The sequence below is a fragment of the Burkholderia sp. Bp8984 genome, assembly GCF_003853755.1.
In the GTDB taxonomy this organism is placed as follows: domain Bacteria; phylum Pseudomonadota; class Gammaproteobacteria; order Burkholderiales; family Burkholderiaceae; genus Burkholderia.
Window position 1 is genome coordinate 71,282 of record NZ_QTQN01000030.1, and the last position, 19,695, is coordinate 90,976.

A 19,695-nucleotide genomic window follows, 5' to 3' on the forward strand; every position below is an offset into this window, starting at 1 on the left:
TCACACGATGTCGATAATCAGCATTTTCGTTACTACTCCGCGAAGTCTCGTAGGCTCGATCGCGCGAAACGCTTCGCTCATCTGGCAGATGACGAAACGGGAAGTCGTCGGGCGTTATCGCGGGTCGGTGCTGGGACTGGCGTGGTCCTTCTTCAATCCGCTGCTGATGCTGGCGGTGTATTCGTTCGTCTTCTCTTTCGTGTTCAAGTCGCGATGGGGGAGCGGAGCCGATCAGGGGCGCGCGCAGTTCGCGATGATGCTGTTCGTAGGGATGACGATTCACGGCTTGTTTGCCGAATGTGTCAACCGGGCGCCGACATTGATCCTGAATAACCCGAGTTATGTGAAGAAGATCGTATTTCCTCTGGAAATACTGCCGCTCGTCGCGTTGCTGTCCGCGTTCTTTCATACACTCGTCAGCCTTGTCGTCTTGCTTCTCGGTTTCGCGTTATTCAAGCATTTCATTTTTGCGACAGCGTTGTATCTGCCGATCGTTCTTCTGCCGCTGATGCTGATGGCGCTTGGCTTCGCTTGGTTTCTCGCAGCGACCGGCGTGTTCGTCAGGGACGTCGGGCAGATTACCGGTTTGTTCACCATGGTGTTGATGTTTTTGTCGCCGGTGTTTTACCCGGCGTCCGCGTTGCCGGAGAAGTATCGTTTCTGGCTGGAACTCAATCCGCTGACATTGTTTATCGAGCAATCGCGCGGAATACTTCTCGATGGCCGGACGCCGGATTTTTACTCGCTCGGCCTTGCGCTGCTCGGCGGTACGGTGATCGCATGCGCAGGTTTCAAGTATTTTCAGCTGATGCGAAAGGGGTTTGCCGATGTCCTGTGAAACTCCCGCAATCAGTGTCGAGAGCGTCAGCAAGCACTTTCGCGTTTTCGCCAAGCCGGCCGACCGGCTCAAGACCGCTTTGCGTCATCGCATCGGCGGTCTCGCGAAGTTGGTGCCAGCGCGATTCCTCGGTACAGAAGGCCCAGCAGAATTTCATGCACTGCGAAATGTTTCGTTTCATGTGCAAAGGGGCGAGACGATCGGAATCATCGGTCGGAACGGATCGGGAAAGTCGACGCTGCTCCAGATCATTTGCGGTACGCTGACGCCGTCCAGCGGACGCGTCGCGATCAACGGACGGATTGCCGCACTGCTTGAACTGGGGGCGGGATTCAACCCAGAGTTTACCGGCCGCGAAAACGTCTTCATGAATGCGGCGTTGCTTGGGTTATCGAAAACGCAGATAGAGGAGCGGCTCGACGACATCCTTGCATTTGCTGACATCGGCGATTTCGTAGACCAGCCTGTCAAGACCTATTCAAGCGGCATGTATGTGCGGCTTGCATTTGCGGTTATCGCGCATGTCGATGCGGACGTGCTGGTGATCGATGAGGCACTGGCGGTCGGGGATGCGTTCTTTACGCAAAAGTGCATGCGTTTTCTTCGCGCTTTTATGGAGCGGGGAACGATCTTGTTCGTCAGCCATGATACGAATGCGGTGGTCAATTTATGCACGCGCGTCGTTTGGCTCGACAAGGGTCACGTGAGAGAAATCGGAGCCGCGAAGGATGTGTGCGATTCGTATCTCGAGGCCTTTTACGAGGAACAGCATCGAGTATCTGGGCGGCAGAAGCGTTCGGCCGAACGTAGCTCGGTGGTTCGGACGATATCTGAAGGTGACGTGCGTGATCAGCGCGAACAACTCGTCAACGCGTCGAAGTTGCGAAACGACGTCGAACTGTTTCAGTTCAGCCACGACGCAAAAAATTTCGGCCTTGGCGGCGCCCTGATCGAGCACGTTCGTATTGAAGATGAGGCGGGCGCGCCGCTGAATTGGATCGTGGGCGGCGAGATCGTCCGCGTTCATATCAGCGTCAAGGCGCTGCAGGCATTGGAGCGTGCGATTGTCGGATTCATCATCCGCGATCGCCTCGGGCAGAATCTGTTCGGTGACAATACGTATCTCACGACGCTGCAGGAGCCGTTTTCCGTCGCTGTTGGCGAAGTCTTCTCGGTCAAGTTTGTTTTTCGAATGCCCGTATTGCCAGTCGGGGACTACTCGGTGACCGTCGCCGTTGCCGATGGATCGCAGAGCGACCATGTGATCCATCAATGGTTGCACGATGCCGTACTGCTTAAGTCGCATTCGACGAGCGTGAGCACGGGGTTGATCGGGATCCCAATGCATGAAATTGCACTTGAGCGGGAAGAATCAAACAAGATGGAGGCGCTGCAATGAAACCCGATCTCCCTGTCACTGCGCCGGACCGATTCGACGATGTCGCAGTGACGCCTGCATCGAGGCCGGCCCGCGTCGCGACATCGCAAGTATCGAAATCCTCGGAACGGCTGTCGAGCCATGACAACGGGTTCGGGCTGTTGCGTCTCGTATTTGCAACGATGGTCCTTTGGGACCATGCATTCCCGCTTGGTGGATTCGGCTCTGACCCGATGTGGCGTCTGACTCTCGGTCAGGATTCGATGGGCGGGATTTGTGTGTCTGGATTTTTTGCGATCAGCGGCTTCCTTATCGCCAAGAGTGGCATGAGGGCCGATCTATTGCAGTTCGCATGGCGCAGATGCGTGCGAATCTTTCCAGCCTATTGGGCGGTGCTGGTGGTGACTGCGTTCGGTGTCGGCCCCGTGCTCCATTACTTGCAGGTGGGAACGCTGGACGGGTATTGGAATTCGAACATCGGTGGGCCGCTCGGATATCTCGTGAACAATTGGCAACTTACGATTGGTCAATACGGGATAAACAATCTGCTTCGTGATACCACGCCTTATGGCCGCTCGATTTCCGAAAGCGTGTTCAACGGATCGATCTGGACGCTGATTTACGAGGCGAAATGTTACGTGATGGTCGGTATTTTTGCCATGTTCGGGCTGCTGACGGAGCATCGTAGAGTGCTGCTTGCCGCGACGTTCATTGCATGGCTCATGCTTGCTGTTCAGACCGTGAATCCGGCATTTTCCGCGCAGCTTGTTCCATGGGCGAGCGATCGTCACCTCATACAGTACGGAACTATTTTTCTGATCGGATCGACTGCCGCTGCGTATTCGAAATCCTTGCCGATCACCGACAAACTGGGCATGTTTTCGATCGCCGTCTATCTCGTTTCCTTGTTCAAGGGCGGGTATCTGCTGCTTGGCTATCCGGCAATGGTGTACGCGATCCTCTGGCTCGCGTGCCGTTTGCCACAGTGGGCACGCAGGATAGGCTCCAAGAACGACTACTCGTATGGAATTTACGTTTTTGGATTCCTTGTGCAGCAATTGCTGGCCTACGTGGGTGTTTACAAATATGGATTTGTTTTATATCTGACTGCCTCCGTTTTCTTTACATGCATCTGCGCATGGCTTAGTTGGCATTTGATCGAGAAGCGTGCCCTTGAACTGAAAGATTGGGGGCCTGGGCGCGGCTGGAAGAATTGTTGGGGTAAGTCGATTTTGAAGAAAGAGGGAGTGTGATGAGCGACGTGAACGCAAGCTTGATCGACGGGAAAAAAATTCTCGTAACGGGGGGGGCGGGTTTTATCGGCTGTGCGATATCGAAACGTCTTGCGCCGCGTGCAGGCCGCTATGTTGTAATGGACAACCTGCATCCGCAGATTCACGAGCGTGCGGTTCGGCCCGATGCACTCGATGAAAAGGCAGAGCTCTTCGTCGCAGACGTTACGGAGGCCGAAGCTTGGGACGCGCTGCTGCCCGATTTCCAGCCTGACATTGTTATTCATCTTGCAGCCGAAACCGGGACCGGGCAGTCATTGACGGAAGCGAGCCGGCATTCGCTCGTCAATGTCGTTGGTACGACGCGACTTACGGATGCGCTCGTCAAGCACGGCGTCGCCGTCGAACATATCTTGCTGACCAGCAGCCGCGCGATCTATGGCGAAGGTGCTTGGAAGAAGGATAACGGGACGGTGGTCTATCCCGGTCAGCGCGGACGTGCACAGCTTGAGGCGGCGCAGTGGGATTTCCCGGGGATGACGATGTTGCCCTCCCGCGCAGACCGAACTGAGCCGAGACCGACGAGCGTCTATGGTGGGACGAAACTTGCGCAGGAACATGTTCTGAGCGCGTGGGCGCTCGCGACCAAGACACCGTTGTCGATTCTACGTTTGCAAAACGTCTATGGCCCCGGTCAGTCGTTGACTAATTCCTATACGGGGATAGTCGCACTCTTTTCCCGCCTTGCGCGTGAAAAAAAGGTCATTCCGTTGTACGAAGACGGTAATGTGACGCGCGACTTCGTAAGCATCGACGATGTCGCGGATGCTATCGTCGCGACGCTGATGCGTGAATCGGCGCCGTTGTCCGTTTTTGATATCGGCTCAGGCCAGGCAACGAGCATCCTGGAGATGGCTCGTATCATCGCCAATCACTACGGTGCGCCTGCTCCCCAGGTGAACGGTGCATTTCGCGATGGCGACGTGAGACATGCGGCCTGTGATTTGAGTGAGTCGCTGGCGAACCTCGCGTGGAAACCTCAGTGGTCGTTGGAGCGAGGGATCAGCGAATTGCAGACTTGGATTGCGCGAGAGCTCGATCGAAAGAACTAGTTATACAACAGAGGTTACCAGTGCCATTGCACGACACGACAATCACCGGTCCCGCATCATTGCGGATTCAATCGGTTCTGTACAACAACAGTCAAGAACATATTGACGTTGCGCTTGAAAGTATCGCGCGCGCCGCAGATCTCGCGATCGCGTCCGGTGCATTGTCATCGGTGGAAGTCGCGCTTGGCGATTGTTCGCCGGAGCCCGTCTTCACGCCTGAAGAGATCGAGAGCCGGGCCGCCAAACTTCGTCCGCAAGGTATCGCTCGGATCCAGTACACGTTTTTCGATGCTAATCTTGGGTCGGCAGCCGGGCAGAATCGGCTGCTCGCCGATCTGCATACGGATCTCGTGCTGATTCTGAATCCCGATACGGTAGTGGCGCCTAATATTTTTGGCGAACTGGTTCGTCCGATGCGCAAGCCCGGCGTGGCTATCGTCGAAGCAAGGCAGGTGCCGATCGAGCATCCTAAGGACTACGATCAGGTTACTGGTGAGACGAGCTGGGCAACGACCGCCTGCGCTCTTGTTTCGGCTGCCGTAGCCAAAGAGGTGAACGGTTTCGATTCCGACGCGTTCTTTCTATATTGTGACGACGTGGATTTCTCGTGGCGAGTTCGTCTAGCGGGTTACAAAGTGGTATTCCAGCCTTCGGCTGCGCTGTTCCACGACAAGCGCTTGTCGACGGCCGGCAAGTGGATCGTGGGCGGAGCTGAGGAGTATTACTCCGCTGAAGCCGCGATGATCCTTGCGCATAAGTTCTCGAACGGTGCGTTGGCGGACCGTATCGAGCGCCAGTTGCTCGCGTGCGGTAGCGAAGTCGAGAAAAAGGCAGCAAGAAAATATCGTGAACTGAAGGATGCAGGCAAATTGCCGGCTCAGCTCGACCGAGAGCATCGGGTAGCTCAATTCATCGACGGCTTCTACGCGAAACATCGCTTCTAAACTATGAATTCAGCGACCTATCAATTTCAATATCACGAATATTCGATTTACAGCAACGTCGTCGCGCTGGTCCAGGAATTCGGCGCCGGTAGTGGCGTACACCTGGATATCGGCTGCGGATATGGTGCGGTTGCGGAACCGATTCGCGACCTCGGACTCACGTACATCGGTTTCGATGCGGATCCGGATGCGCTCCAGAACCTCGAATCGCGGGGCTTCGAAACGAGGCGAATCGACCTTCATCATCTCGACGGTGTATTCGCCGAAATCGATGGAGTGCTCAATGGCCGCCAAGTCGCGTCGATATCGATTATCGATACGCTTGAGCATATAACCAACGGACTGGCGTTGCTGGACCGCTTGCGAGAATTTGCCGCACAGCGTTCGATATTGCTCGTGATCAGCGTGCCGAACGGTGGCCATCGGGATCTCGGAGCTAAACTGCTGACCGGGCACTGGGACTATACCGAAGTCGGCCTGCTTGATCATACGCACGTCATTCACCACACCGACAGATTGCTTGGGGCAATGACGAAGCGAGCAGGGTGGCACCAAGTGGGCGCACGCGACTATGATCTCGAGTCGAGCGACCAGGCATTCCCGTACGCACATCCGCTATTGACCGGAAAGACTTTCGCGTCGCGCTATCTGCGACAGATCCGTAGTGCCTCGGACGAGTTCGGGGTAGTCAATGAGTTAGTGCGTGCCTATTTGCCGGGAGCTCGTCAGGATACGCCTCTGCTCGCGGAGCCCAAGCAAAGCCGTCCATTTTTGTCGATTATTACTCGCACGCAGGGCAAGCGCCTGGGTAATCTACGCGATACCTTGCTTTGTTTGACTGCACAGACTTGCCAGGATTTTGAAGTACTTGTCGTTGCGCACAAGCCTGAAGAGCAGCAGTATTACGCGGTGAAGCGTGTCGCGGAAGATCTGCCTGAGTACATCCGGAATCGCGTTCGCGTAATTCGTTGTGATCGGGGTGGACGTACTGCGCCGTTGAACGATGGCTTTGCCGCCGCCACGGGGCACTATGTTGCGATCCTGGACGACGACGAAATAGTGTTTGCGCACTGGGTCGAGACATTCAAGAAGTTGAGCGAGAAGGCCGCAGGTTGCGTATTGCGCGCAACGGCCGCAGAACAGGACATCGTGTCGACCGGCATCAGGCCGGATGGCGCGCTCGGCTATCGAACTATTTCTGCAATCACGACGCCGTACCCGTCACACTTCGACTTTTTCGAACATCTGTCGCAGAACTATTCTCCGCCTCTTTCCCTTGCGTTTCCTCGTGCTGCCTTCCAAGAGATGGGCATTCGATTTGATGAATCGCTCGATACGGCGGAGGACTGGGATTTCGAAATGCGTGTTGCATTTGTCTGTGGCGTCGAGAGTAGCCCGGAGATCACCGGCATTTATCGAAAATGGCGTTCTGGAGAATCGTCGTTTTCGGTTCATTCGCAAGCTGAGTGGCAGCGTGACTACGAGAAAATCGTTGCGAAGCACAACGATCAGTATCATGTTTTCCCTCCTGGGACTATCAAGCTCATTGTCGATCAGCGAAATTGGATCAAAAAACTTGAGAGTGATATCGCCGTGCTCCAAGGGGCTGCCAAGCTGGATGCGTTACGTCGATTTTTCATCAAGCATCCGCGCCTGTACCGAATCGTTCGGAAGGCGTATGACAGTTCGAAGATCGTCGCTAGAAGAGTTGTTAGGCGATTGGGGTGATGCCGCGATGTTGACGATGGATGTCGTCGATCACGAAGACAGGATGAGAAATGCGATTTGACATATCCGTCGTGGTATATCGTGAGGCGGAAGCAGTCGTTGCTGACTTACTGGACAGTCTCGCTGCTCAAAAGTCTTGCGCAGATATCGAAATCCGTCTTTGGCTTCGCAACAACGATCCCGCCGATGCGGCGAGGTGGGATCGGTTTGCCTGCGACTGCGGCCGCTATCCGTTCGAAATATCGATCGTACACTCGCAACAGAATGTAGGGTTCGGTGCGGCGCACAATGCCACGTTTGAATTGGCGGCCGCGCCTTTTTTCTTCGTGTTGAATCCGGACATACGTTTGCATTCAAACGCGATGACGGAGTTGCGAACGGCAATTATCGATTCGCCCGACAACATCGGTGCGTGGGAGTTGAGGCAAGTTCCGTACGAGCATCCCAAGCTTTACGACCCCGTTACACTTCGGACCGATTGGGTGACCGGCGCAGCAGTCGTCTTCAGGCGGGCCGCGTTTGCACAAGCAGCCGGATTCGAGCCACGAATCTTCATGTATGGTGAAGACGTCGATCTGTCCTGGCGATTGCGAGCCGCAGGATGGGGGTTACGGTATGAACCGCGTGCGATCGTCGTACACGATACTTACTCGAAGCCGAGGGAAGTCAAGCCGCTCCAGATCACCGGGGGCGTGCTGGCTTCGTTACAACTGCGTACTCGCTTTGGATTCTGGGGCGATGTGTTGCGAGGCTATGGATGTTGGCTCCTGGAATTCGCGCGACCCCAGCGCTTTCCGTCTGCGAGGCGCCAGCATGTATCAACCCTGATCCGATACATGGAAACCGCAGCCTATTTCCGGCGCACGGGAGCTCGCTATCGGGACGAGGGTTTTCGTCCGGATTTTCGTTTCTGGGGTTATGGCGAGCGCCGTGATGGAGCATTTTTTGCGTTTGCTACCAAGGAGCTCGATGCTGATGTAATGCCGCTGGTTTCGATTGTCGTACGCACCCATCGCCGTCCGGCATTGCTGCGCGAAGCGCTTATGTCCCTGTCGCATCAGACTTATCCGCGCATCGAGGTCGTCGTTGTGGAGGACGGGCCGGCAGATAGCCGTGATATGGTCGACACCGAGTTTTCCGGTCGCCTCAACGTGCGTTATGAAGCGACCGGCGTGCCGGTTGGCCGGAGCGCGGCCGGAAATCTCGGCTTGTCGGTCGCGCGCGGAGAATGGATCGGATTCCTCGACGACGACGATCAGTTTTACGCAGACCATGTCGAGACGTTGATGCAGGTTGCCAAAGATCGTTCAAACCGCGTCGTCTACGGTGCGTCGCATGAGGTGCCGACGGAGTTTTTGGAGCTCACTGCCGACTCTGTAACGTATCGCGAAGGTCCGGTTGCGCTGAAATATCGCGAATATTCGCGCTTAGTGCTTTGGCAGGAGAATCTTGCTCCTATTCAAGCCGTTCTGTTTCATCGTAGCCTGTATGACGAATTTGGCGGGTTCGACGAAGATCTCGACCAACTCGAAGACTGGGTGCTGTGGGTGCGCTATTCGTGTGCGACGGATTTCTCATCGGTTATGCGAGTCACATCGCGTTACAGAGTACCGATGTCGAGCAAGGTCGCGCTTGCCCGTCAGGCGAAGTTGCACGAAGCTTATGTTTTGGCCCTGGAGCGGCAACGCGCGATGCGCGTGACGCTCAGCCCGTTCGACGTTGTAGCGATGGGGGAGGAGCAGGCGCGCCGAATGGCTGTCGTTCATATCTCACGTCAGGCGGTACGGAAAGGGCTGGCGCGGGTGCCGTTCATGCGTTCCCTGCTATCGACCCAGGCTGGATGGCGGCGCCGCATGAAGGCGCTGTATCGGCGGATACAGCCTCGGCCCTGAAGCGGATAGCAGGTTGAATCAAAAGTAGTTATCGGATATGGGCTTATCGACGGGTGCATCAATCCCAATCAAACTATCTGACGGTGTCGATCGTTGTCTACAGACCGAATCTGGGGCAACTGGAGGAGACACTCACAAGTCTGCTCGACGCACTCGAGCGAATCGATGCCGTGCGTCTGGGCGCTGCGACGACGCTATATCTTGTTGACAACGGCGATGGGCCGAAATCATTGCCGGCAATCGATGCATTGCGTTCGCACAATGTCTGCTGTACCCGCATCGGAGGGCATGGCAACGTCGGATACGGTCGCGGCCACAACCTTGCTATTGAACAAGCAGCGAGCTCCTACCACTTGATTCTGAATCCCGATATCGACTTGGACGGGGATTCCCTTGTGGCAGCATTCGATTTCCTCAACGCACATTCCGACGTTGGCCTCGTTACACCGCAAATCAACGATGAGCGTGGGGATATGCAATACCTCTGCAGACGTTACCCGGCACTGCTTGATCTGTTTACTCGGGGATTTCTGCCTCAAGTCCTCCGGAGGCCCTTCCGTCGGCGCCTCGCCCACTACGAAATGCGCGACGTGATCAACGATCACGACATCGTCTGGGATCCACCCATCGTCAGCGGCTGCTTCATGCTGTTCCGCACGGAAGTGCTGAAGAAACTGGGCGGTTTCGACCCGCGCTATTTCCTCTACTTCGAGGACTACGATCTCAGCCTGCGCACGCACGATGTCGCCCGCGTCGCCTACGTCCCGTCGGTCCGCGTGATCCATCACGGCGGTGGCGCGTCCCGCAAGGGCTTCGCGCACATCCGTATGTTCGCGGCATCCGCGTTCAAGTTCTACAACCGTTTCGGCTGGAGGCTGTGGTGAGTCATCTCGTCGTGACCGGTGCGAACGGCTTCGTCGGCCGCGCGGTTTGCCGCCGCGCGCTGGAGGCCGGACATACCGTGACCGCCCTGGTGAGGCGTCCGGGCGAAACCATCGAAGGCGTGCGTGAATGGGTGCACGACGCAGCCGATTTCGATGGCCTTGACGAGGGATGGCCAACGGATCTTGCAGCCGACTGCGTCATCCATCTCGCCGCCCGCGTCCACGTCATGCGCGACGAGGCGCCAGACCCCGACGCCGCATTCGACGCGACCAACGTCGCCGGTACCTTGCGCCTCGCTAAAGCCGCGCGCCAGCATGGCGTGCGCCGCATCGTTTACGCGAGCAGCATCAAGGCGGTTGGCGAGAGCGACGGCGGGGTACCGCTGTCGGAAGCGGCGAGTCCCGACCCGCAGGATGCCTACGGCCGCTCGAAGCTGCGCGCGGAGCGGCAGCTGGCACAGTTCGGTGCGTTGAACGGGCTCGACGTCGTGGTCGTGCGCCCGCCGCTCGTCTACGGTCCGACCGTCCGCGCCAACTTCCTGCGCATGATGGACGCAGTTGCGCGCGGGATGCCGCTGCCGCTCGGTTCCATCCCGGCACGCCGCAGCATCGTCTACGTCGACAACCTGGCCGACGCACTGCTGCAATGCGCGATCGATCCACGCGCGGCCGGAGAATGCTTCCACGTCGCCGACGACGACGCGCCGTCGGTCACGGGCCTGTTGCGCCTGGTCGGCGACGCGCTCGGCAAGCCGGCGCGGCTGATCGCCGTCCCGTCCGCCGTGTTGCGGGCGCTCGGCGCATTGACCGGCCGCCGCGCGGCGATCGACCGCCTGACCGGCAGCCTCCAGCTCGATACGGGCCGGATCACGCGCGTGCTCGACTGGCATCCGCCTTATACGACAAGACAAGGCCTCGAAGCGACGGCCGCATGGTATCGTTCGCGCAACACACAACAATAATCGCCATGTTTCTCCCGATATCCACGTGGCCCGAAGCGGCCGCGGTGGCGCTGGCCGCAGCCATCGCGTCCACGGCCATCCTGCGCATGCTGCTCGCGACCGGCCTCGCGTGGCGCCTTGCCACCGACATTCCGAACGACCGTTCGCTCCATACGCTGCCGACGCCGCGCGTCGGCGGATGGGGCATCGTACCGGTCTGCGTCGTTGCGCTGCTCGCGCTGGCGCCGCACTTGTGGCTGATCGCCGTCGCCGCCGCCGGACTCGCCGCGATGTCGCAGATCGACGACCGGCGCGGGCTGCCCGCCCGCGTGCGGTTCTCGGCGCACCTCGCGGCGGTCGTCGCGCTGATCGCCGTGTTCCCGGCCGACGCACCGTGGTGGCTGCTGGTCGGCATCGGCTTCGCGATGGTGTGGCTGACGAACCTGTACAACTTCATGGACGGCGCCGACGGCCTCGCGGGCGGCATGGCGCTGTTCGGCTTCGGCGCATATGCGGTCGCGGCGCTGACCGGCCCGATGCCGTCACCGGATCTGGCCGTGGCCGGCTCGGCTGTCGCCGGCGCCGCGCTCGGCTTTCTGCTGCTGAACTTCCATCCGGCCCGGCTGTTTCTCGGCGATGCGGGTTCGATTCCGCTCGGATTCCTGGCTGGTGCGCTCGGCTATTGGGGCTGGCGGGCCGGCGTCTGGCCGATCTGGTTCCCGGCGCTGGTGTTCGCGCCCTTTATTGCCGACGCATCTGTAACACTTTTGAGACGTCTGTTACGTGGCGAAAAGTTCTGGCAAGCGCACCGGGAGCATTATTATCAAAGGATGGTCCGGGCGGGCGTAGGTCACCGTCGGACCGCTCTTTATTGGTACCTCATCATGCTCGCGGGCATAATCGTCGCCGTGTGGGCAAAGGGCCGCCCGGAACTGCAGCAGTGGCTGTCGTTCTTCGCGTGGTACGGCGTCCTGGCATGTATCGGACTGGTAATCGACATGCGCTGGCGCCGGTTTCAGTCGGCCGCCGAAAATAACTCTTGAGGTTTCCTGCCGATGTTGCGATCCAAAGCATCATGGCTTTCGCTGAGCGCTTTCCTGTTTGACCTGACGGCGGTCACCGCCGCGTGGTTGTTCGCCTATCTCGTCCGATTCAACGGCAGCGTTCCGTCCGATTTCATGGGCGGCGCGCTGACGGCGCTCGTCTGGGTGCTGCCGGTCTACGCGCTGATGTTCCACGTGTTCGGCCTGTATCGCGGCCTGTGGGTGTTCGCGAGCCTTCCGGACCTGGTTCGGATTTCGAAGGCGGTGATTGGCGGCGGCGTGATCGTGATGATCGGCGCCGTGATGTTCCAGCCATCGCCGATCATCCCGCGTTCGGTGCTGCTCGTGTCGCCGCTGATGCTGTTCCTCGCGATGGGCGGCGCCCGCGCGCTGTACCGCGCAACGAAGGAGTTCTACCTGTACGGCGGGCTCGTCGGGCAGGGCAAGCCGGTGCTCGTGCTCGGCGCCGGCACGGCCGGCGCGAGCCTCGCGCGCGAACTGTCGCGGTCGGGGGAATGGCGTCTGGTGGGCCTCCTCGACGACGATCCGACCAAGCAGGGGCGCGAGATCTACGGCTACAAGGTGCTCGGCTCGTTCAACGACCTGAAGCACTGGACCGATGCGATGAAGGTCGAATACGCGATCATCGCGATTCCGTCGGCATCCGTTGAAACACAGCGCCGCGTTGCGACATTGTGCGTGCGCGCCGGCGTGAAGGCGATGGTGCTGCCGTCGCTGACCGCGCTGATGCCGGGGCAGGGGTTCCTGTCGCAGGTGCGCAATATCGATCTCGAGGACTTGCTCGGACGCGATGCCGTCACGATCGACACGCCGCACGTCGAGGCGCTGCTGCGCGGCCGCGTCGTGATGGTAACCGGCGCGGGCGGTTCGATCGGTTCCGAGCTGTGCCGGCAGATCCTACGTTTCAAGCCGGCGCAACTGGTCGCGTTCGATCTCTCCGAATATGCGATGTACCGGCTCGCCGAGGAACTGCGCGAGCGCTTCCCCGACCAGCCTGTCGTACCGATCATCGGCGACGCGAAGGATTCGCTGCTGCTCGACCAGGTGATGTCGCGCTATGCGCCGCATATCGTTTTCCACGCGGCCGCGTACAAGCACGTGCCGCTGATGGAGGAGCACAACGCGTGGCAGGCGCTGCGCAACAACGTGCTGGGCACCTATCGCGTCGCCCGCTCGGCGATCCGCCACAACGTGCGCCATTTCGTGCTGATTTCGACCGACAAGGCCGTCAATCCGACCAATGTGATGGGCGCGAGCAAGCGGCTCGCGGAGATGGCGTGCCAGGCGTTGCAGCAGACGAGCGAAGGCACGCAGTTCGAGACGGTGCGTTTCGGCAACGTGCTCGGCAGCGCCGGCAGCGTGATCCCGAAGTTCCAGCAGCAGATCGCGAAGGGCGGCCCGGTGACGGTCACGCATCCCGAGATCACGCGCTTCTTCATGACGATTCCTGAAGCGTCGCAACTCGTGCTGCAGGCGTCGAGCATGGGGCACGGCGGCGAGATCTTCATTCTCGACATGGGCGAGCCGGTCAAGATCGTGGATCTCGCGCGCGATCTGATCCGTCTCTACGGCTTCTCGGAAGGGCAGATCCGGATCGAATTCACGGGGCTGCGTCCGGGCGAGAAACTCTACGAGGAACTGCTCGCGGACGACGAGACGACCACGCGCACGCCGCATCCGAAGCTGCGGATCGCGCGGGCCCGGGAAGTGCCGGACCATCTGCTCGACGAGCTGTTGCCGTGGCTGATGCAGCACCGCGTGCTGAGCGACGACGAGGTGCGGCGGGATCTGCGGCGCTGGGTGCCGGAATATCAGACGACCGTCGCCCCGGTGCTGCAGAGCGTGCCGATGGCGCGAGCCGTATCGAACGAATGAGCGCTCGCGGACGCCGCCCACGTTGGCCCCGAGCATGAAAAAAGCGCCCCACGAGGCGCTTTTTTCGTTTTGGGTGCTGGACTCACTGCCCGCGTCTTTCCTTTCTCACCACCATCCACCGCGGCACCTTGAACCTGACGATGCTGAGATAAAGCCACACATACGTCAGCGCGAACAGCACGACAAAAACGAACAGGTGCACCGTGTGCCGCCAGAACAGCGTCGCCGGAATCACCGCAACGAGGCACAGCAGCCAAAGATAAGGCGACGTCAGCGAATTGCGCCGCGTGAGGTCGTGCGCATGCTTCGTCCCGACGGCCCAGCGCATCAGCCGCTTGTACACGAGCATATGAAGATGCACGCCGTCCGGAATCCCCGGCGACATCCCGCGGATGAACTTCTTCCGGTAGATCGAGAAACACGTCTCGAAGATCGGATACATGAACAGCAGCACCGGATACCACGCCGACACTTCGCGATTGCGCATCACCAGCATGATCGCGAGTTCGGCGAGCATGAAGCCGATGAAATACGCGCCGCCGTCGCCGAGGAAGATCAGCCCCGCAGGGAAATTCCACAGGAAGAAGCCGAGCACGGCGCCCATCATGATGATCGACGCCGACATCACGACCGGGTCGTTGACGTGGAATGCGACATACGCAAGCGACGCGAACATCATGAAGCTGACCATCGACGCGAGGCCGTTGAAGCCGTCGATGATGTTGATCGCGTTGGCCAGCGCCGCGACCGCGAGCACCGTGATGAACGCCGAAATGGCCACGTAGCCGAGCAGGAAGTCGAGCGGCGGCACGCTGATCCGCTTGACCGCGATGCCCAGCAGCCAGAACGCCAGCGCGGCCGCGCCCATCGTGCAGAGCAGCCGCGCGCGCGGCGACACGCGCTTGGTCAGGTCCTCGACGAGGCCCGACAGGAACGCCGGCATCCCGCACGCGACGATCCCGAGAATGCTGCCGGCGATCGTCGGATAGCGCCGCGACACGAGTAGCGCGGCAATGACGACCCCGGCGAGGATCCCGATGCCCCCGACACGCGGCACCGGCCGTACGTGGAATTTCTGCACGCCGGCCAGGTCGCTGTCGACCGAGAATTTCTCGTGCAGATGCGCATAGCGCACGATGAACAACGTGACGAGCAGGGAGACGATGAAGCCGGACGCGAAGCTGAGCATGGGATCGCTCGAAAAATGGACAGCGGATTATACAAAACCGCGGGGGTTCCCCTCCTGCCATTTCCAGTGGTCGGCGCACATCTCGTCGATCCCGAGCGTCGCGCGCCAGCCGATGAGGTCGGCCGCGGCCTGCGGATTCGCGTAGCACTCGGCGATGTCGCCCGGGCGGCGCGCGACGAGTTCATACGGCACCGGGCGGCCCGACGCCTTCTCGAACGCGCGCACGACTTCCAGCACGCTGTAGCCCTGGCCGGTGCCGAGGTTCACGACGAAGCTCGCATCGCGCTTCGCGAGCGCGTCGAGCGCGGCGATGTGCCCCTTCGCGAGATCGACGACGTGGATGTAGTCGCGCACGCCGGTGCCGTCCGGCGTCGGGTAGTCGGAGCCGAACACGCGCAGCTTCTCGAGCTTGCCGACCGCGACCTGCGCGACGTACGGCATCAGGTTGTTCGGGATGCCGGCCGGATCCTCGCCGATCAGCCCGCTCGCATGCGCGCCGACCGGGTTGAAGTAGCGCAGCGTCGCGATGCGCCACGACGGGTCCGATACCTCGAGATCGCGCAGGACCTGCTCGGCGATCAGCTTCGACTGGCCGTACGGGTTGGTGGCCGACAACGGGAACGATTCGTCGATCGGCGAGCGCTCCGGCACGCCGTACACGGTCGCCGACGAGCTGAACACGAACTGCCGGACGTTGCGCTCGCGCATGATCTTGAGCACCGAGAGCAGCCCGCCAAGGTTGTTCTGGTAATACTCGAGCGGCTTCGCGACCGATTCGCCGACCGCCTTGAGCGCCGCGAAATGGATCGTGCCCGTGATCGGATGCGCGTCGAACACCTTCGCGAGCGCGGCTTCGTCGCACACGTCGACCTGGTGGAACGCGGGCGTCCTGCCGGTGATCCGCTCGATGCGCCGGACGGACTCGGCCTTGCTGTTGACGAGGTTGTCGACGATCACGACATCGTAGCCGTTGTCGAGCAGCTCGACGGCCGTATGCGAGCCGATATAGCCCGCACCGCCGGTAACGAGGATGGTGCCTTTAGCGGTCATGCTGATGCGCTCCTTCAGAGTGTGATGCCGGTCAATGTATGAATGGTCTGCCGGTAGCGTTCGACGACTTGCTGCTCGTCGAATTCCGCGCTCACCTTGCGGCGGCCGCACGCGCCCATCGCGTCGCGTCCGGCGGTCCCGAGTTCAATCATGCGGATCAGCTGCTCCGCGAGGCTCGCACTGTCGCGCACGCGGCACAGGAAGCCGGTTTCGCCGTCGGCGACGACGTCGCGGCAACCCGGCACGTCGGTCGCGACGATCGGGCGGCCCATCGCGGACGCTTCCATCAGCGTGCGCGGCACGCCCTCGCGGTACGACGGCAGCACGACGCAGTCGGCCGCCGCGATGTGCGGGCGCACGTCGTGCGCCTCGCCAAGATACTCGACGACGCCTTCGCCGACCCACGCGTCGACGTCCGCGCGGCCGATCGCGCTCGGATTGTCGACGCCGAGCGGCCCGAGCAGCTGGAAGCGCGCGTCCGGGTAGCGATCCCGCACGACGCGCGCGGCCTCGACGTATTCGCGCACGCCCTTGTCCCACAGCAGCCGGCCGATCAGGATGAACACGGGGCCACGGCCGGCGGGCAGCGGCACCGGCGCGAACTGGTCGAGATCGACGCCTTCGCCGTGCAGCAGCCGCGCGCGCTCGGGGTGCGCGAGCAGCTGCTCGTCGGTGAAGGTCGCGAGATCGTCGCGGTTCAGGAACCAGACTTCACGCGGAAAGCGGAACGCGAACCGGTACAGGCGCTTCGCGACGCTCGCCGCACGGCTTTTCTGGATGAACACATAGCCGAGGCCGGTCGTGACCGCGATCGACGGCACGCGCGCGAGCCACGCGGCGATCGACCCGTAGATGTTCGGCTTGATCGTGTAATGGAACACGAGATCGGGCTTGAGCGCGCGGTAATGGCGCACCAGCGCGGCAAGCGTGCCGAGATCCTCGCGCGGGCTCGTGCCTTTCGACGCGACGGCGAGCGCGACGTAGCGGCAGCCCATCTGCTCGAGCAGCGGCACCGTGCGGTCGTGCGGCGCGATCACGATGACCTCGGCGCCGCGGGCGACGAGCGCACGGATCAGCCCGTGGCGGTACGTGTAGATCGCCCAGGCCGTGTTGCAGACGAGCGCGATGCGCAGCGAGGAGGTAGCGGACATGAAAAAAAGCAAAAAATAAAGCGTCGAAAATGCCGGAGGCGGGCTACGCGGACGGCCGCGCCGCGAACAGCGTCTGCTTGATCCGCTGCAGCGTACGGTACGGCGTCACGAAATGCAGCAGGTTCTTGGCGAGGCCGGCCCAGTCGTACGGGTTCAGCACGTTGAAGTGCCGCAGCAGCAGCGATAGCGTCGATATCAGCTGGCGGCGGCGCTTGGTCGCGCTGATCCCGCCCTCGTTGAGCTCGTAGTAGAGGCCGAGCTCGGGCAGGTTCGCGCAATCGTAGCGTTGCATTAACCGTAAAAAAAGATCGAGATCCTCGGCCGCGCGATACTTCGCGCGGTAATTGCCGACTTCGCGCACGGCGTCGATGCGCAGCATGACCGACGGATGCACGAGCGGCGAGCGCAGGAAGCGCGTGCGGCGCAGCGTGCGCGGGTCGGCGGGCGGGGTCAGCATGAAGCGCGGCTCGCCGGCACGCGACACGACCTGGGTCCACATGCCGACGCAGGCCACGCGCGGGTGCGCATCGAGATACGCGCGCTGCTTCGCGAGGCGCCGCGGCGCGGCGAGGTCGCCGGCGTCGATGCGGGCCGCGAAGCGGAAGCCGCGCGCCGCGAGCGCGTCGATGCCGGCCTCGAGCGCGCGCTCGATGCCGCCGTTGCGCGGCATGCGCAGCACCTCGACCGCAAGGCCGGGCAGGTCGGGCGCCACGATCGGCGGCGTGCTGCCGTCATCGACGATCAGCACGTGCACCGGCGCGTCCTCGCGAAACGACGCGAGGGTGCGCACGACGTCGTCGTGGCCGTTGTAGGCCGGCATCAGCACGGCCACGTCGTCGAGCGGGGGCGGGCAATCGGGAGACGTCATGGGCGCAGCTTGAAACGAATGTAATAAAAATTAACGGCGGCGGCGGCGAGATAGCCGGCCGCCAGCCCGACGAGCGCGCCGTACAGGCCGAGCCGGGGGATGGCGAACACGTTGACGAGCGCGGCGATCGCGAGCGCGAGCACCCATTTCGCCAGCAACACGAATTTTGCTTGATATTTGAGAACGATAAGATTGCCTATCGCCTCGATGCCGGCCGGCACGGACAGCCAGACCGCCCAGCGGAAGATGTCGACCGACGCCTCGTAGCCGCGGCCGAACACCTTGCCGACGATGAGCGGCGCGGCCGCGTCCAGCACCAGCGCGCCGGCCGTCATCAGGCCGGCGGTCATCGCGATCAGCCGGACGATGTTGCGGCGCAGCCGCGCGACGTCCTGCACGCGGTACACGAACGCGGGCGCGATGGTCTGCGCGAGCATCAGCGCGAGCGTGATCCAGTTCTCGTTGAGCTGCTGGGCCGCCGAGTAGCGGCCGAGGTCGGCGAACGACACGTGACGCTCGAGCATCAGGCGGTCGAGCTTCAGGAACAGGTACATGCAGATCAGGCCGAGCCAGAACACGGTGCCGGCGGTGGCAAAGTGCCTGAACAGCGGTTTGTCGAACGTCCAGCCGAGCGCGCCGCCGTTACGATGGCGGAAGTAGAGGAGCAGCGCGAAGCCGATCACGGCGGCCTCCAGCGCCCACAGCCACGCGAAGCGGGCAGGGCCGGCGGCCGCACGGACCAGCAGCCAGACGAGCAGCGCCTTCGCCAGCGCGGTGAGCATGCTGGTCACGAGCTGCGGCTTGCTGTAGGTCAGGCTCTGCAGCCACGCGTTGATCACGCCGACGAACGGCTCGCGGAACACCATCGTGACCGCGAGGCCCGCGAGCATCGCGCCGACCAGCGGGTCGAACGCGCCGGCGCCGATCGCGATCCAGGTCGCGACGAGCGCGATGGCGGACACGCCGATGCGCAGCACGAAGGCGCTGCCGAGCACCGCGCCGAGTTGCGCGGGCGGGCGCTGGACGATGGTCGGAACCAGGATTTCGGCGCCGCACACCCAGGTGAGCGGCGCCAGTACGAGGAGAAGCGTATTCGCATACTGCCATTTGCCGAACACGTCCGGCCCGAAATAACGGGCCAGAAGACCGCTGATCGCGATCGCGACGCCGATCTGCGTGAGCCGTTCGAGCCCCAGCCAGACGAGATTCGCGACGGCCTTCGCGACGTCCGGGTTGCCGAATCGCTTCAGCATGCGGGGCAGCCGCGCGAGCGGGAGGCGGCCGGCAGGGCGCCCGAAGGCGGCGGGTTGGCGGCGGCGGAGCGGCTAGGCATTAAAATGGACAAAATACGCGTCATCAAAACCCGCGATTATAAGTGGGATCGGGGCCGCTCCAGCCGTCCCGTTCCTTGTTCCGCAAGGCCCGCATGTACGATGGCCGGCATGCGCGAAAGGCGGCCAGATTATTTTCCATGCACGCAACCCAGAGAGAATCGATGATCTCCCAATCCATCTTCAAGGCATATGACATTCGCGGTGTGGTCGGCAAG

The 19,695-nt window shown here is 61.3% G+C and carries 17 protein-coding genes; 11 read left to right on the forward strand and 6 right to left on the reverse strand.

The features are described from left to right. Positions 1-7: 7 nt before the first annotated feature. The 11 genes from DID98_RS26505 to DID98_RS26555 all read left to right on the forward strand — a co-directional run bounded on the left by DID98_RS26505 (position 8) and on the right by DID98_RS26555 (position 13,888). Positions 8-838 carry an ABC transporter permease gene (locus DID98_RS26505; protein WP_124522844.1) on the forward strand — a complete coding sequence of 277 codons (831 nt, stop codon included), beginning with the start codon at positions 8-10 and terminating at the stop codon, positions 836-838. After that, positions 828-2,237, forward strand: coding sequence for an ABC transporter ATP-binding protein (locus DID98_RS26510; protein WP_124571687.1), 1,410 nt, complete (start codon positions 828-830; stop codon positions 2,235-2,237). Before DID98_RS26505 ends, DID98_RS26510 begins: the two co-directional genes overlap by 11 nt. After that, entirely contained in the window at positions 2,234-3,469 is a 1,236-nt protein-coding gene (locus tag DID98_RS26515; protein WP_124571688.1) for an acyltransferase, read from the forward strand. Before DID98_RS26510 ends, DID98_RS26515 begins: the two co-directional genes overlap by 4 nt. Then, the gene (gene wbiB / locus DID98_RS26520) at positions 3,469-4,560 is read left to right on the forward strand and encodes a dTDP-L-rhamnose 4-epimerase (protein WP_124571689.1); all 1,092 of its coding nucleotides are present in this window, start codon (positions 3,469-3,471) and stop codon (positions 4,558-4,560) included. Before DID98_RS26515 ends, wbiB begins: the two co-directional genes overlap by 1 nt. A gap of 20 nt (positions 4,561-4,580) precedes the next feature. After that, on the forward strand, positions 4,581-5,504 hold the full coding sequence (locus DID98_RS26525) for a glycosyltransferase (protein WP_124571690.1): 924 nt from the start codon (positions 4,581-4,583) through the stop codon (positions 5,502-5,504). A gap of 3 nt (positions 5,505-5,507) precedes the next feature. After that, complete coding sequence (locus DID98_RS26530; RefSeq protein ID WP_124571691.1) at positions 5,508-7,232, forward strand: methyltransferase domain-containing protein; 1,725 nt, start codon at positions 5,508-5,510, stop codon at positions 7,230-7,232. 50 nt (positions 7,233-7,282) lie between these two features. Further along, the gene (locus tag DID98_RS26535; protein ID WP_124571692.1) at positions 7,283-9,124 is read left to right on the forward strand and encodes a glycosyltransferase; all 1,842 of its coding nucleotides are present in this window, start codon (positions 7,283-7,285) and stop codon (positions 9,122-9,124) included. A gap of 83 nt (positions 9,125-9,207) precedes the next feature. Next, positions 9,208-10,008: a glycosyltransferase family 2 protein gene (locus DID98_RS26540; RefSeq protein ID WP_185640893.1), complete on the forward strand. Its 801-nt coding sequence runs from the start codon at positions 9,208-9,210 to the stop codon at positions 10,006-10,008. Next, complete coding sequence (locus DID98_RS26545; protein ID WP_124571694.1) at positions 10,005-10,970, forward strand: SDR family oxidoreductase; 966 nt, start codon at positions 10,005-10,007, stop codon at positions 10,968-10,970. The genes DID98_RS26540 and DID98_RS26545 overlap by 4 nt, the downstream gene beginning before the upstream one ends. Positions 10,971-10,975: 5 nt before the next feature. Further along, the gene (locus DID98_RS26550; RefSeq protein ID WP_124571697.1) at positions 10,976-11,992 is read left to right on the forward strand and encodes a glycosyltransferase family 4 protein; all 1,017 of its coding nucleotides are present in this window, start codon (positions 10,976-10,978) and stop codon (positions 11,990-11,992) included. Positions 11,993-12,004: 12 nt separating this feature from the next. Beyond that, positions 12,005-13,888 (forward strand): nucleoside-diphosphate sugar epimerase/dehydratase, encoded by a 1,884-nt coding sequence (locus DID98_RS26555; RefSeq protein WP_044846278.1) that lies wholly within the window; start codon positions 12,005-12,007, stop codon positions 13,886-13,888. 82 nt (positions 13,889-13,970) lie between these two features. Here the strand turns inward: DID98_RS26555 and DID98_RS26560 are convergent, their stop codons facing one another. The 6 genes from DID98_RS26560 to DID98_RS36090 form a co-directional block, all read right to left on the reverse strand. Beyond that, positions 13,971-15,077 (reverse strand): glycosyltransferase, encoded by a 1,107-nt coding sequence (locus DID98_RS26560; protein ID WP_044846277.1) that lies wholly within the window; start codon positions 15,075-15,077, stop codon positions 13,971-13,973. Between the two features lie 27 nt (positions 15,078-15,104). Then, entirely contained in the window at positions 15,105-16,127 is a 1,023-nt protein-coding gene (gene galE, locus DID98_RS26565) for a UDP-glucose 4-epimerase GalE (RefSeq protein WP_044846276.1), read from the reverse strand. A 14-nt stretch (positions 16,128-16,141) separates the two neighbouring features. Continuing rightward, the gene (locus DID98_RS26570; RefSeq protein WP_124571695.1) at positions 16,142-17,278 is read right to left on the reverse strand and encodes a glycosyltransferase family 4 protein; all 1,137 of its coding nucleotides are present in this window, start codon (positions 17,276-17,278) and stop codon (positions 16,142-16,144) included. Between the two features lie 43 nt (positions 17,279-17,321). Beyond that, positions 17,322-18,146 carry a glycosyltransferase gene (locus tag DID98_RS26575; protein ID WP_044846274.1) on the reverse strand — a complete coding sequence of 275 codons (825 nt, stop codon included), beginning with the start codon at positions 18,144-18,146 and terminating at the stop codon, positions 17,322-17,324. Then, positions 18,143-19,399, reverse strand: coding sequence for an oligosaccharide flippase family protein (locus DID98_RS26580; protein WP_124571696.1), 1,257 nt, complete (start codon positions 19,397-19,399; stop codon positions 18,143-18,145). The genes DID98_RS26575 and DID98_RS26580 overlap by 4 nt, the downstream gene beginning before the upstream one ends. A gap of 103 nt (positions 19,400-19,502) precedes the next feature. Next, positions 19,503-19,695 (reverse strand): hypothetical protein (locus DID98_RS36090; RefSeq protein ID WP_221622538.1); only part of this gene is annotated, 193 nt, incomplete at its 5' end.

Bases quoted from the DNA above. Each gene is read 5' to 3' on its own strand.
- DID98_RS26505 (WP_124522844.1), top strand. From the start codon at position 8: ATGTCGATAATCAGCATTTTCGTTACTACTCCGCGAAGTCTCGTAGGC.
- DID98_RS26510 (WP_124571687.1), top strand. From the start codon at position 828: ATGTCCTGTGAAACTCCCGCAATCAGTGTCGAGAGCGTCAGCAAGCAC.
- DID98_RS26515 (WP_124571688.1), top strand. From the start codon at position 2,234: ATGAAACCCGATCTCCCTGTCACTGCGCCGGACCGATTCGACGATGTC.
- wbiB (WP_124571689.1), top strand. From the start codon at position 3,469: ATGAGCGACGTGAACGCAAGCTTGATCGACGGGAAAAAAATTCTCGTA.
- DID98_RS26530 (WP_124571691.1), top strand. From the start codon at position 5,508: ATGAATTCAGCGACCTATCAATTTCAATATCACGAATATTCGATTTAC.
- DID98_RS26535 (WP_124571692.1), top strand. From the start codon at position 7,283: ATGCGATTTGACATATCCGTCGTGGTATATCGTGAGGCGGAAGCAGTC.
- DID98_RS26550 (WP_124571697.1), top strand. From the start codon at position 10,976: ATGTTTCTCCCGATATCCACGTGGCCCGAAGCGGCCGCGGTGGCGCTG.
- DID98_RS26555 (WP_044846278.1), top strand. From the start codon at position 12,005: ATGTTGCGATCCAAAGCATCATGGCTTTCGCTGAGCGCTTTCCTGTTT.
- DID98_RS26560 (WP_044846277.1), bottom strand. From the start codon at position 15,077: ATGCTCAGCTTCGCGTCCGGCTTCATCGTCTCCCTGCTCGTCACGTTG.
- galE (WP_044846276.1), bottom strand. From the start codon at position 16,127: ATGACCGCTAAAGGCACCATCCTCGTTACCGGCGGTGCGGGCTATATC.
- DID98_RS26570 (WP_124571695.1), bottom strand. From the start codon at position 17,278: ATGTCCGCTACCTCCTCGCTGCGCATCGCGCTCGTCTGCAACACGGCC.
- DID98_RS26575 (WP_044846274.1), bottom strand. From the start codon at position 18,146: ATGACGTCTCCCGATTGCCCGCCCCCGCTCGACGACGTGGCCGTGCTG.
- DID98_RS26580 (WP_124571696.1), bottom strand. From the start codon at position 19,399: ATGCTGAAGCGATTCGGCAACCCGGACGTCGCGAAGGCCGTCGCGAAT.